Raw genomic sequence first — 14,323 nt, forward strand, 5'->3', positions numbered from 1 at the left:
ATTGCCGAAGAAACCGGACTGATTGTGGAGATCGGCGAATGGGTGCTGCGCGAAACCTGTCGGCAAGGTCGGCAGTGGCTGGATGCCGGTTTGCCGCCGTTAACCCTGGCGGTCAACGTGTCCCCGCACCAGTTTCGCCGCGGCGACATTTGCGACCTGGTGGCTACGGTGTTAAGAGATACCGGTTTTCCGGCCAGCCAACTGGAACTGGAAATAACCGAAAGCGGATTGATGGACAATCAGGGCAACGCGACAGAGATTCTCAACTGTCTGCGCAGTCAGGGTATTCGGTTGGCCATTGACGATTTCGGCACAGGTTATTCATCGCTGGCTTGTCTTAAGCACTTTCCGCTGGATCTGTTAAAAATCGATAAGAGTTTTATTGACGATATTCCTCATCTGCAAGACGACATGGAAATTGCATCCACTATTATTGCGATGGGGCATATTCTGGGTTTCAAGGTCCTGGCCGAAGGCGTGGAGACGCCTGAGCAATTGGCATTTTTGCAGGAGAAAGGCTGCGATATGTATCAGGGCTATATTAAAAGTCGGCCCATACCGGAGGAACAGTTTGCCGAGTTATTGCTCGAGCAACAGTGTAGGGTTGATTAATTATCTTGATTAGCAAGCTGCTTCAGCTAGCACCGTCATACTGGCAGGGATGGTAACTTTCCGATACCGCTGTGGCATGGTTTAGGCTTGATGCCAAGCCATAGTCTCACATCCATGTGGCTGGATTCCGGCATCCCTGCCAGAATGACGAGCTTTTTGGCGCTAGCTGAAGCAGCTTGCTAATCAGGTAAATTTTTCATGTCATTGGCGGACAGATGTAATATTTATCTCTTGGGCAGCGTAAAGCTGAAAGAACTACCCTGACCGGCAACGCTTTCCAATGAAATAGTTCCACCCAGGCGTTTAATAGCCGACTTGACGTAATTCAGTCCCACGCCTTCACCTTCTACCGCATGATTGTTGCCGCGACGAAACATCTCGAAAATTTTCTTTTGATCTTTTTCCGCAACACCCAAGCCGTTATCTTTAACAAAAAATCTGAAGTGCTCGCCCTGATCGACAGCCCATATTTCAATCTTGCCCGCACGTTTTTTGTCTAAGTATTTGACGGCATTAGATAATAAATTAGCAAATATCTGATCCAGCAACTCAGGGTCAGCCTGGACTTGCGGCAAGGACTGCACCTGAAACTCGGCTCCCGCTTGATCGCTCTGATATTTTATTGCCTCAATGTTATCGTCTACCAAGTGCTGTACGTCGATGACGCTGATATTTAATTCCTGCCGTCCCAATCGGGAAATTTTTAAAATTCCGGCCAATAACTGATTCATTTTGGCTACGCCACCGGTAATAAAACGTGCCGATGTCGGAATATCCTCATTTAATATTTCCAGCAATGCGGCTTTTTTATGTTCAGGCAACTGTTCCATCTCAGCATCCAGCACTTTACGCAAGTCATTAAGGCTCAAGCTTAATTCGTTAACAAAACCCTGAACATTAATCATCGGCGCACGTAAATCATGCGAAACAATATAAGAGAAGTCCTTGAGCTCCTCATTGTATTGCTCCAGCAGGTCGCGGCGGTTTTGCAGTTCTACGTCGCGCAACTGGATTTGCTCAAGCATCTGGTTGAAACCGTCCACCACGGCATTCAATTCCGTGATGCCAGGCCAGAGTAACAATCGCCTGTCGTAATTGCGGTTTTGTCCGATCTCGAGTGCGGTTTGCGCCAATTCCTCCAAGGGCTTGACGACGCTATAAGCCAGTCGATTGTTAAGTATGCGGCCTAAGCCGTAGATGCCGAACATGACCGGAATGAAAATACCTAAGACAGTGGCTAATTTCAGCCAATCCCCGGTCAGGTCGGCTTCGATCCAAACCCATCCGATGACTTGCCGGCTGGATTCGCTCACAGGATGCTCCTGGCGGGTTGGTGCAAATACGGGCTGTTCCAGACGCAGCCTGCCGGTAACGACTCGGTGCAGTAAATTCTGTACGGTGCCGGGTAGATTTTGCGCCAAGTTCGGAGCCGGAACGTAGACGGCCAGCGTATCGCCATTCGACTTTACTATACCGGCGCCGGATACTTCGGCAATGGCGGATAAAGAATGCAGGTTCTCTTCCGCTGAAGGCCTGTCGGAAAAAATCAACGGAGCTTCGCTATTGATAGCCAGGATGGACGCCAGCGAACGCATACGCTGGATTGTATCCTGATACTTGCTGATCACCGTATATCCGCTGAATAAAACGAAAGAAATCAACATGATCCCGGTAGACACCCGGAGGATCGAGTTTAGGCGGTTGGAGATGGAAGGGGAGTCGATAGAACCTGGCTCACAGGATTCATCCTTGCTCGCCAACTGGCGTGTTTTTGAAACGATAAATTTTACGATAGACATCTTAAATAATTCCCGAGAAAGACTATTCGGTCAAAAACCTGATTCCTGGAAAAAAAACAGGCTTCACTTTTCTATGATTGGAAACCGCCTGATTATGTTTTGTCATTGTACGATTTTGGCTAACTTCAGCAGCTTTGAACTGACTTTCAGCTTCGATGCCAAAACCGTGTTGATATTGATCTCGAATCTCAGACGGTTGGATTCGGTGAACAAATTGATCATAACGCCCTGCGGTAAGCCGTCTTGAACATCGGTAACAATCAATACCGGCGCGTTGTGTACCATGGTGACAGCCTTGCCGAAATCCTCATGTTCGGATAGCCCCAAATAAAGGATATTGCAATCCGTCAACTGCCCCAGTTGGCGCGGATATTTAAAGTCGGCGTTAATTTGTCCCGCTTTTGCTTCCAGTAAAGTGGCGAGGGTTGCCGTTTTGAACGGATTATTGCCGTAAACACAAATCGTTACCGGCTCGGGTTGTCTGGGCCATTCGATATAACTGGCGAAATTGAGCAGATAGGCTGCTTTAAGATCGTACTCCGTGACCGCATCGGCGAATCCGGCACCCGCAGAGAGGACTAGCAGCAATGTCCAGACAGCGATTTTCTTTATCATCGACGATACATCAGTCATGGGATTAAAACCGACACGCGAATTTCAGGCGGAAAGTACGGCCTTCCTGTGGAATGCCGTCAATCCCGCCGGGTTCAACGCGATTGTCGTCGAACAGATCGTATACACTGGCGGACAGATCAAGATTGGTGACGGGTTGATAGAGCAAATTCAGACCGACGCGGGCATAACCGGGCGTTTTGCCTTGCAAGGATGTTCTTGCCGCCAGCACTTGCATATCGAAACCGCTATGCCACTTGGGGCTGAACAGCGGCGTCATAAAATTCAACTGGTAAAGGTGGCGGGGTATATTGCCCAACATGCTGCCATCCTTGCCTTGGTCGCGGTCTTGGGCAAAGACCAAGCTGTAACCGCTACGCAGCAGGGCGCCGTTATCCCAGCGCCGTTGCAGCTCTAACTCGGTTCCATAGCCGATTTCTTCGCCCATATTGATGGTATGCTGAATTGAGGGGGCTTCCTCGACCACACCGAGCCGTTTACCCTGTTTCAGATAATAGCCGGTGGCGGTGACATGCCAGTCTTTGGCAAACGCTTGCTCCCAAGCTAGAGATACCGTATCGATTTGTTCCGGCTGCAATCCGCTATTGGGTATTTGGCTGGGGATGCCGTAAACGCTATAGTACTGTTGAGCAATTGTGGGTGAGCGGAAAGCCTTGCCGTATTGCAGCTTGAAAACGGTGTCTGTCAGCGGCTGGTAAACCAATCCCACACGCGGGCTAAACATGCTTTGACTGGACAGGGAACTGTCGTCGAAGCGCGCGCCCAGCGACAGCTTCAAGCGTTCGGTCAAATCCATGTCGTCCTGCAGGAAAATACCGATGCGGTGGGTGTCGCGCGAGTCGTCCTGAGAAATTGAAGTGGGTGGGCCGATGTCGGCATATTGCTGTAACTGCCAATTCTCCTGGATTTCCACTCCGCCTAAAATTTTATGTCCGGCGAAGTGGCTGGACAGCAGCCGCATTTCCAGGCCGCTCCACCAAGCGTGGTTCAAATTGCTGATCAGCAGGCCGCCATAGCGGTACTGGCCTTTGAAATCATAGTCGCCGTAAAATGCGCGGGCGGTAAAGTCCAGCGTTGGCGACAACGCTTTTTGGTATTGCAGGTTGACGAACGCTTCGCTGTCCTGGAGGCTGCTGGTTTCCGGGCCGAAATCGACGCCGAAAATCCCGCCCGGTATCCCTTTAAATCGCCGTCCATAACCGCCCTCGAAACTGAAATCGCCCCAGTTAGCCTTGGCGAAGAATTGTTTGTCGTGTTCGTTATTGGCGCCGGAAGACTCGCCTAAAGGGTTGTCGGTCGTTGCGGCTTCGGGTATGCGCAGTGACTGTCCGTCGGAATTGAAGCCGGTGGCAGAGGCCAGAAAGTCCAGGCCGTTATCCAGTCTGCGCCCGTAGCTGGCACGGCCTTTGAGTGAGTCGAAACTGCCCCAGGAACCGGCCAACTCCCCGCCCTGATAATCTTTGCCTTGCTTGGTGATGACGTTGACCACCGCAAAAAACGCATTGTTGCCGTACAGGGACGATCCCGGTCCGCGCACAACCTCGACACGCTCTACCAGGTCCATGTCAATCGGGAGGGCATTGTCGGTGAAGCCGGAATCGTAAACGGCCTCATTCATGCGGATGCCGTCAATCATGACCAGCATGCGGCCATTGTAATCGGCGGACTGGTCGAAACCGCGGATGCCGGCATTGTCGTACGCACGGTTGTTAGTGATGAAAAAACCGGGCACCGTACGCAAAATATCGCTTAAAGTACGGTAACCGAATTGCTGGATTTGGTCCTTGCCGATTACTGTCACCGAACTGGCCGTTTCCGACAGTTTTTGGCTATATTTTGATGCGGTAACGGTTTCCAGCTCTACGGTCATGAGCTGTTCCAGATCCATCCGGCCAATATCATTCACTTCGGTGGCAAAGACATTGATGCTTACTCCCAACAGCAGTCCGGCTATGGATAGCCTTAGGCGATCTTCAGAACGATGCTTGAATAGGGAGAGGATGGCGTTGTCGGGCATGACTATGTTGTAGGGTCAAATAATATTTTTAATGTTAGCCGGATTGCAGTTGGGAGCTGAATCCGCTTTAAACAAAAATGCCTTTTTGTAAAAGCATTAACAAATCGGCGGCGGGGGCGGGCTGACTGCATAAAAAACCTTGACCAAAATCGCAACCCAGTTGTTTAAGGTATGCCAGTTGTTCTGTCGTTTCTATGCCCTCGGCAATAACCTGGCAATTTATGCTATGGGACATAGAAATAATGGCTTCAATGACTTGGCACTGCCCTTGCTGACCTATTTGACTGACAAAACTCCGGTCTATTTTAATAAAATCAAGCGGCATACCGCTTATTCTGGAGAGCGAAGAAAAGCCGGTGCCGAAATCATCCAGAGAAATTCGGATACCCGATGCCTGCGCATTGCTTAACGTTTTCATCAGCTTAAGAGGGTCGCCCATCAGCGCTGTCTCGGTAATTTCAAGCTTGATTCTGTGTGGCGCAATAGCATGGCCAGACAAAATATCGTGTAATTGAGCCAGCCAATCGTCCACTTGACGAAACTGTGTCGGCGACAGATTGATGGCTACTGACATCTTATTCAGCCCGCACTCATCCCAGGCTTTAATTTGTTTAACGGCCTCTTTTACAACAAACAGGCTCAGATCATGTATAAAGCCGCATTCTTCGGCAACGGGAATAAACTCATCCGGCGTGACCATTCCCCATTCAGGATGCTGCCAACGCGACAAAGCCTCTACTTCCATGATTCGTCCGTCACTCAACCGCCAAACCGGCTGAAAGAATACTTTGAACTCCCCCTTTTCCAAACTGTCCTTAAAGGCGCTTTTAAACTGTTGACGCTTACCCGCATCACGATTCATTTCAGCGGTAAAAAATTCAAACCCATTCCTGCCTGTTTCCTTAACCCGATACATGGCTGCATCTGCATTTTGGATAAGTGTTGTATCGTTCTCCCCATCGCCAGGATACAACGCAATACCGATGCTGGCGGAAATAGCGGCATTAATGCCGTCACCCAGGAGGAACGGTTTTTCCAGCAATCTTAACATCTGCCTGACAATATCCTCTGCAGCATGGTTATTGCTTAAGTTATTAAGAATAACGACAAACTCATCTCCACCCAAACGCGCCAGTGTGTCGCTTTCGCGGATACATCGATTCAGCCGCTGGGCTACCTGGATAAGTAATTTGTCACCCGCCGTATGCCCGGAGCTGTCATTAACTTCCTTAAAACGATCAAGGTCTATAAACAATAACGCCAGCTGTATGTTGTTGCGCTTGGCCGACGCGACCGCTGAATGTAGCCTGTCTTGAAATAACTGGCGGTTGGGCAGGTCTGTCAGGTGATCGTAGTTGGCTTGATAATGAATTTTTTGTTCCGCTTGCTTTTTTTCAGTCACGTCACCAAAAATGGCGATGTATCGTTTAATTTTGCCGGCTTCGTCATGAACGCAGGAAATCGATGTCGATTCGGCGTATATCTCGCCGTTTTTATGTCGATTCCAAAGCTCGCCTTCCCAATGTCCATGATCATTTAAAGACTGCCAGAATGCCGCGTAAAAATTAGCATTCTGAAGTTCGGAGCTGAGTATACGTGGATTTTTTCCTTTAACTTCATCGAAAGTATAGCCGGTGATTTTTGTAAATGCCGGATTCACAACTTCGATACAATTGTCGGCATCGGTAATCATAATTCCTTCCTGGATAGTATCGAATACCAGCTGCGCCAAACGTTGTTTTTCCACTGCTTGTTTTGATTCGGTAATATCGATCAGAAATCCGCGCAATACACAACAGTGCTCAGCGTCTGTCTCTACTACTGAAACAATCTGTCTGAGCCAAAGCTCGCTGCGGTTTTTTTTTAACAGCCGGAACTCAAGGTTCTGTTCTTCACGGCTATGTGTTTTGGAAGAACAAAATGCGATAACCTTGGCGTAATCTTCCGGATATAAAGCAGCCTCCCAAAAACCTTCTGAAGTCCATTCTTCCTGACTATGTCCGGTCAGTTTTTCCGCTTGTGCGGAAACATAGCTGAACCGTCCTGCACTCGGCAGATATTCCCAGGCGACAACATCAGTCTGTTCAATTAATGACCGGTAAAATATCTCGGTTTTACTTTTCTCCCGTTCAGCCGCTTCTTTTTCTGCAATTAATCGCTGCTTAAGCAAAACCTTGCTCAGCGTTGTCGGTAGCAACTCCAAATAAGCGCCACTGGCGTCTTTGAGTACAAAATCTTCAGCGCCTTGCTTGATTGCATTGACCACCAATTGCATATCATCAATGCCGGAAATCATGATGCAGGTAAGCTTACGCTTCACTGCCCGAATAGCCTTTAATACCTCCAGGCCATTCATGTCCGGCAGATAAAAGTCGATCAGTACCGCATCAAAATCCTGATCGTGTAGCACCATCATGCCTTGATGGCCTGTTTCAGCATGCGCAACATGGTAACCTTCGCGCTTGAGTTTTATGCGCACCAACTCTGCAAGGCCCAAGTCGTCTTCTATATATAAGATTTTGGCAGAAGGGATATCAGGCATATTGAACGTCACAGAAAAAGGAAGGTTATTTAATGGAAGGGACAGCAATAAGCCCAATCAACAGCCCCAACTTGCGCACTGTTTCGGAGAACCGATCGAACTCTACAGGCTTGGGCACATAGAGATTACATCCCAGACTGTAACATTCGTCTATTTCACGTTGATCGTCGGTGGACGATAAAATGATGACAGGGATTTCACTTAGCTTATTGTCTTGCTTAAGAATCCGCAATAATTCCACACCGTTCATAACCGGCATGTTTAAATCCAGTAATAGCAGAATACGTTGATTAACAGGACCGGCTTCAAATTCGCCTTGGCCTTTAAGATAGTCCAAAGCTTGTTGACCGTTTTCGAAGGCCTCGATAGGATTTTCGAGGCCGCATCGCCGCAAATTCTTCTCGATTAATTTTGAGTGGCCGGGATCATCTTCTACGATTATGATTGTTATAAACGGACTTTGAAGCACTTTATAATCCCAAAATAGAACCATTATATCTCCAAATCGCCTGCAAGCTAACACTTACGCTCTAGCTCCTTGATTAAAATCACGACTATTGAAGGATAACGCCGTCAATGCCGCTCCTAAGCAGAGCAGGCAATGCCGGGCTTTTTATTCAGTATGGATTTTTGGAAAGTAACGAGCTAATCCAACCGTCAATAAAGCTTTTCACCAGCAATACAACGGAATCTTCAACATTTTTAATAGCCGATGCATCCCGTTCGCGGGTCAGGGAAACGGTACACACTCCGTGGACACCGCTCCAGAGTGCCTGCGCCGCCTGTTTGCCTTGTTGCGCTGAACAGCTCGGCGCCAGTTGTGCAAATTGCGCCTCTACCAAGCTATAAGGTTGCCTGATTTTCTGCTGATACCATTCAGGGATTTCGGTGTCACCAACAAAAGTCATGCTCCACCTGTTAAAGTTGCGGCTGGCAAACGTTACATAAGTTTTGGCCAGATCTGCAATATATTGTTCAGGAACGCAATGGGGTACTTGTTGCATCTGCTCGGTAAGCTCATCTACAGTGCTCGCGTTAATATGCACGACCAAATCGGCCATGTTGGCGAAGACCATATAAATGCTGCCGACCGTATAACCAATTTCCATGGCAACCCTGCGCGCTGTTAACGCCGAATAGCCTTCATTGATGATGATGGTTTCCGCGGCATCCAACACCATTTCCCTTATTTCGTCCAAACTGTGTTTGTTTCGTCTTGCCATGTCAGGTGCCTTTAAGATGAATTTCAGGTTATTTGGAGTCTATTGTTTTCTGCAAAGTACTTAATTAAAAAATTCACAAACGTTGCCAATTTGGCGGGCAGAAAACGCCGTTGCAGATAGGTGGCATAAATTTCCAGCGACGGTATGCGAAAATCCGGCAAAATCTCTATCAGCTTGCCCTGTTCCAAATAATTCATCACCGATAACTCAGGCGCCTGGGTTATGCCCATGCCCAACGCGGCCGCCTGACACAGCGCCCGGCCATTGTTCGAGGCAAAATGCCAGTTTGCCTTGATTTTAACCTCTTCGCCATCGGCGTTAAACACCCAATAATCCCTATGCGGGGTATCCATATAATGCAGACAGCGATGCGCGCTTAGCTCAGCAATGGTTTGCGGTTCACCGTATTCGGCGATATAGTCGGGAGATGCATACGTGCATAATCGGGTTTGGGCGATTTTTCTGGCAACCACGCCTGGATCAAGCGTGTCCGTGACCAGGATAGACAAATCGAAATGGCCTTCACTTAAATTAACCTGGCTGTTGTGCAAGGTCATCAGAATCTTGACGTCGGGGTATGCGCGTTGATACGCGTCAATGACAGGCACCATATAAAGTCCGCCAAAATCAATCGGCGCGCTGATTTTTAAAGTACCTTTTACCTGCCGGCCTAACTGCGAAGTGTATTCCTCCAACTCCGAGAAATCATCCAACAGCTGTTTGCTGCGATAATAATAGATTCTTCCGGCCTCCGTCATACTCAGCTGGCGGGTCGTCCTGTTTAACAAGGCAACCCCTAAAGACTCCTCCAGCTGAGCCATGTATTTGCTGATCATCATTGCTGAAAGATTCATTTCGCGGGCAACTGCCGCAAAAGTGCCCAACTCAACAATCCGGCAAAATACCTGTGTGTTATTTAATTTAGCCATACTTAATTCTTTATAAACTTTAAGTTTATATTGTATAACCTAGATAGCTATTTGAAACCCTGATTTATTGGAGTAGACTTTGAATCGGAGATAGTTCTTACCGCCGCTTGGTCTTTGTCATTCCCCTTAGTGATCAGGAGTAAGCGGTTTTTTTTGCCCAACAATTATAATAAGAGGTATTTATGAGCAAAATTCTTAATGAAGTTTTAGCAGCAAACAGAGGTTATGTGAATGATTTCGGTGACAAAGGCGATTTGCCTCTGCCTCCCGGAAGACATTTTGCCATCTTGACCTGTATGGATGCCCGTTTGGACCCTGCCAAATATGCAGGTTTATCCGAAGGCGATGCCCATGTTATCCGTAATGCCGGTGGCCGTGCCAGCGACGATGCGATCCGTTCTTTGGTCATCTCCTATAAGTTATTGGGAACACGGGAATGGTTTGTCATTCATCATACCAATTGCGGTATGGAACTGTTTAACGATGAGATCATGCGCGACTTGTTAGGCAGCAGTTTAACAACCGCATCGCTGGACGAAAAAGGCCTGTGGTATGACACCGGTGAAGGGCCGGGTTCACACGAAGCTAAACATATAAACTGGCTGACCATTAAAGATCAGGAAGAAAGTGTGCTGGAAGATGTCATTCGCATTAAGAACCATCCTCTGGTTCCTTCCGACATTCCTATTTACGGCTACATCTACGATTGTAAGTCAGGTCGATTAATTGAAGTGCCTGCTGCAACAGAAGCCGGCAGAACTGGCTAGTTCCTCCGTTCAAACATGCTCGCATTGCTGGATGTGAGCATGGCTTAAGCCGCACCGCCGTCCACGCAATCACATCAGCTTAAGTTTGCGTACATCTCATAAAAGTCTAAAATTCAATTTTTAATATTCACCACGAAGACACGAAGAACACGAAGTTTTATATTTTTCTTCGTGTCTTCGTGGTGAAGAAAACTTCTTTAATTTTACTGATGAATAACGAACTGCTCTCCGTCGTTAATGAAAACGACTGCGTCATCGGCACTTGCGCACGCCATATTATCCACGCGACAGGCCTTAGGCACCGCGCCGTACACATCCTGGTTTTTAACGAGCAAGGGCAGTTATTTCTGCAAAAACGCTCCATGAAAAAAGACCTCAATGGCGGCCTTTGGGATACTTCGGCGGCAGGCCACGTTGATGCCGGTGAAGACTACGACATCAGCGCCATCAGGGAGATTGAAGAGGAACTGGGCATTACCGAATCTGCGTTGGAACCGTTGTTCAAATTATCGGCCACAGCCGCTATCGGCATGGAGTTTATCCAGGTCTACCGCTGCATTCATAACGGCCCGTTTAATCTGGCACCCGACGAAATTGACGAAGGCGACTGGTTTAGCGTTGCTGAAATAGCCGAGCGTATTGCGGCGGACGATCGACTTTTGACCGAAACGTTTAAAACCATTTGGCGACAATTTGAGGTTGTAGCGGCATGATCGCCCGATCGCAACTTAATGATTATTATCAAGCTCTGCTTCGTCCCGAAACCTATGCCGACTATTGCCCTAACGGTTTGCAAGTTGAGGGGGTTGCACAGATCGGACGTATCGCTTTTGCCGTATCTGCAACCCGCGATTCCGTTAATCAGGCGGTTGAAAACAAGGCAGATGCATTGGTCGTTCATCACGGCCTGTTTTGGACATTTCATGGCGCCAAACCGTTGACCGGCGCTTTCGCCCAACGGATTTTTCCCCTGGTGAAAAACAACATCAATCTGATCGCATACCATCTGCCGCTGGACGGACACCCTGACATAGGCAATGCCGCTACCTTGGGACAGATGATAGATTGCAAACAGCAACAGCCCTTTGGTGATTACAAAGGCTCAACGACCGGTATCAAAGGCGTACTCGAACAGCCGCTAACCGCCATTGCGCTGCGACAAAAACTGGAAATCGTGCTCAAGCACAATGTGATTCTGGCAACGCCCGATAACACGGCATTGATCAGGTCGGTCGGCATTATTACCGGCGGCGCAAACAGCGAGTGGCGCTTGGCCGAAGAAGAACAGCTGGATGCCTATATTACCGGCGAAATCAGTGAGCACGACTGGCATGAAAGCCAAGAAGCCGGCATACACATGTTTGCCGGTGGCCATCATGCCACTGAGCGGTTTGGCATTCGGGCGTTAATGGAAAAAACCCGGCAGCAGTTTGCGGTGGAATGTTTCTTTATCGATAGTGAAAATCCTGCTTAGCTCAGGATGACAGGCTACACATCAACTGAAAGATGAAGTGCAGGCTTCGCCTAAAGCGCCTGCTTTGGGGGCTGCTACTTATGCAACGCATTGCACTCCTGTTATACGACAAACAGCTTTGCAGGCAGGAATGAGCCGGTTGAACGGATAGCGAGAACTGGCGCTTCCAGTATCACTGCGGCCGGATAGAGACGATAAATAGTTTCATCATTGCCTGCCTTGCCGATAGAATGGCGCATGCAAAAAGCTGCGAGGCTGAAACGATGACCGATAAGCAAGCAACGATCTCCCGCGCAACATCCGAAAATATCATTGCTGTTTTGAGTCTGCTTGGCATCGGCGGTTACTTGGTGCTGCGCTATGCGCTCGATATCGGGCATCAGGTCTATACGCTATCGCTGAATGCGGCTTTAAGCTCGGCGGCTGCCGAAATCTATCAGCGGCAATTCGTTTTCCCTATTGAGCTGGTGTCTGTACCGTTGCTTGTCGTGCTGGTACTGGGCGGCATTCCGCTGATTTATCAGCTCGGAGTGAAGTTGGGGCAGGGCGATTGGGGCGCCGATTTACTGGCAGGTCTTTCCATAGTCACGGCGGTCTTGCTGCACGAATATCTGGCCGGGAGTTTGGTCGTATTGATGCTGTCCGGTGGCGTGGTGTTGGAAACCTATGCGGTGCGCAAAGCCTCTTCGGTGCTTGAAGCATTGGCCAAGCGCATGCCGTCAGTCGCGCATAGAAAATCCGGCGATCAGCTTGTCGACATTATCACGGAGCAGGTTAATATCGGCGATACCTTGTTGATATTGCCGCATGAAATCTGTCCCGTTGACGGCACGGTATTGGAAGGTTCGGGCACCATGGATGAATCCTATCTGACCGGCGAACCGTATATGATGTCCAAAGTCAGCGGTTCCCAAGTGCTTTCCGGCGCGATCAACGGCGATTCGGCGTTAACCATACATGCGGACAAATTGGCTATTAATTCCCGCTATGCCAAAATCATGGAAGTGATGCAGTCATCCGAACAGTATCGGCCCCATATCAGGCGACTGGGCGATCAGCTGGGCGCGCTGTATACGCCGCTGGCTGTGATCATTGCGTTGACTGCTTGGGCGATCAGCGGCGATGTGCTGCGTTTTTTGGCGGTACTGGTCATCGCCACGCCGTGTCCGTTGCTGATTGCCATACCGGTCACCATTATCAGCTCGATTTCGCTGGCCGCCCGGCGGGAAATCATCATCAAGAATCCGGCCATTTTGGAAACCATCGGCACCTGCCGTACGGCGATTTTTGACAAGACCGGCACCCTGACTTATGGCCGTCCTTCGTTGACTGCATTGATTCCAGCTCAGGGGTATAACGAGCAGGAAGTGTTGATGCTAATCGCCAGCTTGGAACGCTACTCCAAACACCCGCTCTCTCGCGCCATCGTTAACGTGGCGGAAAAGTCGGCGTTATCTTTATTGAACGTGACCAATATGACCGAACTGCCGGGAGAGGGGCTCAAAGGCAATGTGGCCGGAAAGCGGATTCAGATTACCAGCCGCAAAAAATTTGCCGAACAACACAAGGATGTTGCCGGGATATTGCCGCCCATCACCGGCGGCCTGGAATGCGTGGTACTGCTTGACGATGCTTACGCGGCGACCCTGCAATTTCGCGACGAGGTACGCGTCGACAGTTCGTCATTCATCAATCACCTGCGACCCAGTCACCTGTTTGACAAGGTGATGCTGGTGTCCGGCGACAGGGAATCTGAAGTGCGATTTCTGGCTGACCAAGTCGGCATTGAGCACGTTTATTTCAGCCAAAGCCCCGAGCAAAAGCTGGAGCTGGTGCGCGCTGAAACCCAAGCGGCTAAAACCGTATATCTGGGCGACGGCATCAATGATGCACCGGCACTGACTGCCGCGACCATCGGCATAGCTTTTGGTCAGAACAGCGACATTACCGGCGAATCGGCCGATGCGGTGATCATGGACAGTTCGCTGTTAAAAGTCGATGAGTTGTTTCATATCGGTGAGAGGATGCGTAAAATTGCGCTGCAAAGCGCGGTGGGCGGCATGGCGCTGAGTCTGATAGGTATGGTCTTTGCCGGATTGGGTTATTTGACGCCGGTAGCCGGAGCTATTACCCAGGAAGTCATAGATGTTTTGGCGGTATTGAACGCCTTGCGGGCGGCCATTCCGCCGAAAACGCTTTCGGATTTTTAAATAGATTTATCATATTTTAAAATTCTACGGTTTAGGCCGCGTCGCAGTGTTGAGAGAGTCAGAAAATGCTGTTGAATTGAGCCCTCTCCAAAGGAAGAGGGCGTTAAATAAGCCCGG

At 49.1% G+C, this 14,323-nt stretch carries 13 protein-coding genes; 5 read left to right on the top strand and 8 right to left on the bottom strand.

Annotation, left to right across the window (positions count from 1 at the left end; all coding sequences use genetic code 11):
• Positions 1 to 612: bifunctional diguanylate cyclase/phosphodiesterase (locus Q8L79_RS19645; RefSeq protein ID WP_305274393.1), on the top strand; the 612-nt coding region annotated here is incomplete at its 5' end.
• 224 nt (positions 613 to 836) lie between these two features.
• Here the strand turns inward: Q8L79_RS19645 and Q8L79_RS19650 are convergent.
• From Q8L79_RS19650 to Q8L79_RS19680, 7 genes are all read right to left on the bottom strand, one after another.
• The gene (locus Q8L79_RS19650; RefSeq protein WP_305274394.1) at positions 837 to 2,411 is read right to left on the bottom strand and encodes an ATP-binding protein; all 1,575 of its coding nucleotides are present in this window, start codon (positions 2,409 to 2,411) and stop codon (positions 837 to 839) included.
• A 102-nt stretch (positions 2,412 to 2,513) separates the two neighbouring features.
• Complete coding sequence (locus tag Q8L79_RS19655) at positions 2,514 to 3,044, bottom strand: YfiR family protein (protein WP_305274395.1); 531 nt, start codon at positions 3,042 to 3,044, stop codon at positions 2,514 to 2,516.
• A gap of 4 nt (positions 3,045 to 3,048) precedes the next feature.
• Positions 3,049 to 5,061, bottom strand: a complete 2,013-nt coding sequence (locus tag Q8L79_RS19660) for a TonB-dependent siderophore receptor (RefSeq protein ID WP_305274396.1) — start codon at positions 5,059 to 5,061, stop codon at positions 3,049 to 3,051.
• A gap of 67 nt (positions 5,062 to 5,128) precedes the next feature.
• Complete coding sequence (locus tag Q8L79_RS19665) at positions 5,129 to 7,603, bottom strand: EAL domain-containing protein (protein WP_305274397.1); 2,475 nt, start codon at positions 7,601 to 7,603, stop codon at positions 5,129 to 5,131.
• Between the two features lie 25 nt (positions 7,604 to 7,628).
• On the bottom strand, positions 7,629 to 8,096 hold the full coding sequence (locus Q8L79_RS19670; protein WP_305274398.1) for a response regulator: 468 nt from the start codon (positions 8,094 to 8,096) through the stop codon (positions 7,629 to 7,631).
• A gap of 124 nt (positions 8,097 to 8,220) precedes the next feature.
• Positions 8,221 to 8,826 (bottom strand): TetR/AcrR family transcriptional regulator, encoded by a 606-nt coding sequence (locus Q8L79_RS19675; protein ID WP_305274399.1) that lies wholly within the window; start codon positions 8,824 to 8,826, stop codon positions 8,221 to 8,223.
• Between the two features lie 23 nt (positions 8,827 to 8,849).
• Positions 8,850 to 9,755 (bottom strand): LysR family transcriptional regulator, encoded by a 906-nt coding sequence (locus tag Q8L79_RS19680; RefSeq protein ID WP_305274400.1) that lies wholly within the window; start codon positions 9,753 to 9,755, stop codon positions 8,850 to 8,852.
• Positions 9,756 to 9,937: 182 nt separating this feature from the next.
• Between Q8L79_RS19680 and Q8L79_RS19685 the strand changes: the two genes are divergently transcribed.
• The 3 genes from Q8L79_RS19685 (at position 9,938) to Q8L79_RS19695 (ending at position 11,996) form a co-directional block, all read left to right on the top strand.
• Complete coding sequence (locus Q8L79_RS19685; protein ID WP_305274401.1) at positions 9,938 to 10,522, top strand: carbonic anhydrase; 585 nt, start codon at positions 9,938 to 9,940, stop codon at positions 10,520 to 10,522.
• Positions 10,523 to 10,731: 209 nt separating this feature from the next.
• A complete protein-coding gene (locus Q8L79_RS19690; RefSeq protein ID WP_305274402.1) occupies positions 10,732 to 11,235 on the top strand; it encodes an NUDIX domain-containing protein in 504 nt (167 codons plus the stop codon).
• Positions 11,232 to 11,996 carry a Nif3-like dinuclear metal center hexameric protein gene (locus tag Q8L79_RS19695; RefSeq protein ID WP_305274403.1) on the top strand — a complete coding sequence of 255 codons (765 nt, stop codon included), beginning with the start codon at positions 11,232 to 11,234 and terminating at the stop codon, positions 11,994 to 11,996. Before Q8L79_RS19690 ends, Q8L79_RS19695 begins: the two co-directional genes overlap by 4 nt.
• Positions 11,997 to 12,097: 101 nt before the next feature.
• On the opposite strand, the gene Q8L79_RS19700 is transcribed toward Q8L79_RS19695, so the two are convergent.
• Positions 12,098 to 12,235: a hypothetical protein gene (locus tag Q8L79_RS19700; RefSeq protein WP_305274404.1), complete on the bottom strand. Its 138-nt coding sequence runs from the start codon at positions 12,233 to 12,235 to the stop codon at positions 12,098 to 12,100.
• 24 nt (positions 12,236 to 12,259) lie between these two features.
• Here Q8L79_RS19700 and Q8L79_RS19705 point away from each other — a divergent pair, with 24 nt between their 5' ends.
• The gene (locus tag Q8L79_RS19705; RefSeq protein ID WP_305274405.1) at positions 12,260 to 14,206 is read left to right on the top strand and encodes a heavy metal translocating P-type ATPase; all 1,947 of its coding nucleotides are present in this window, start codon (positions 12,260 to 12,262) and stop codon (positions 14,204 to 14,206) included.
• The last annotated feature ends 117 nt before the right edge of the window (positions 14,207 to 14,323 follow it).

Source organism: Methylobacter sp. (assembly GCF_030680395.1).
Lineage (GTDB): Bacteria > Pseudomonadota > Gammaproteobacteria > Methylococcales > Methylomonadaceae > Methylobacter_A.

Excerpts from the sequence above, each read along its gene's own strand:
- Q8L79_RS19650 (WP_305274394.1), bottom strand. The coding sequence starts at position 2,411 with ATGTCTATCGTAAAATTTATCGTTTCAAAAACACGCCAGTTGGCGAGC.
- Q8L79_RS19655 (WP_305274395.1), bottom strand. The coding sequence starts at position 3,044 with ATGACTGATGTATCGTCGATGATAAAGAAAATCGCTGTCTGGACATTG.
- Q8L79_RS19660 (WP_305274396.1), bottom strand. The coding sequence starts at position 5,061 with ATGCCCGACAACGCCATCCTCTCCCTATTCAAGCATCGTTCTGAAGAT.
- Q8L79_RS19665 (WP_305274397.1), bottom strand. The coding sequence starts at position 7,603 with ATGCCTGATATCCCTTCTGCCAAAATCTTATATATAGAAGACGACTTG.
- Q8L79_RS19670 (WP_305274398.1), bottom strand. The coding sequence starts at position 8,096 with ATGGTTCTATTTTGGGATTATAAAGTGCTTCAAAGTCCGTTTATAACA.
- Q8L79_RS19675 (WP_305274399.1), bottom strand. The coding sequence starts at position 8,826 with ATGGCAAGACGAAACAAACACAGTTTGGACGAAATAAGGGAAATGGTG.
- Q8L79_RS19680 (WP_305274400.1), bottom strand. The coding sequence starts at position 9,755 with ATGGCTAAATTAAATAACACACAGGTATTTTGCCGGATTGTTGAGTTG.
- Q8L79_RS19685 (WP_305274401.1), top strand. The coding sequence starts at position 9,938 with ATGAGCAAAATTCTTAATGAAGTTTTAGCAGCAAACAGAGGTTATGTG.
- Q8L79_RS19690 (WP_305274402.1), top strand. The coding sequence starts at position 10,732 with ATGAATAACGAACTGCTCTCCGTCGTTAATGAAAACGACTGCGTCATC.
- Q8L79_RS19695 (WP_305274403.1), top strand. The coding sequence starts at position 11,232 with ATGATCGCCCGATCGCAACTTAATGATTATTATCAAGCTCTGCTTCGT.
- Q8L79_RS19700 (WP_305274404.1), bottom strand. The coding sequence starts at position 12,235 with ATGCGCCATTCTATCGGCAAGGCAGGCAATGATGAAACTATTTATCGT.
- Q8L79_RS19705 (WP_305274405.1), top strand. The coding sequence starts at position 12,260 with ATGACCGATAAGCAAGCAACGATCTCCCGCGCAACATCCGAAAATATC.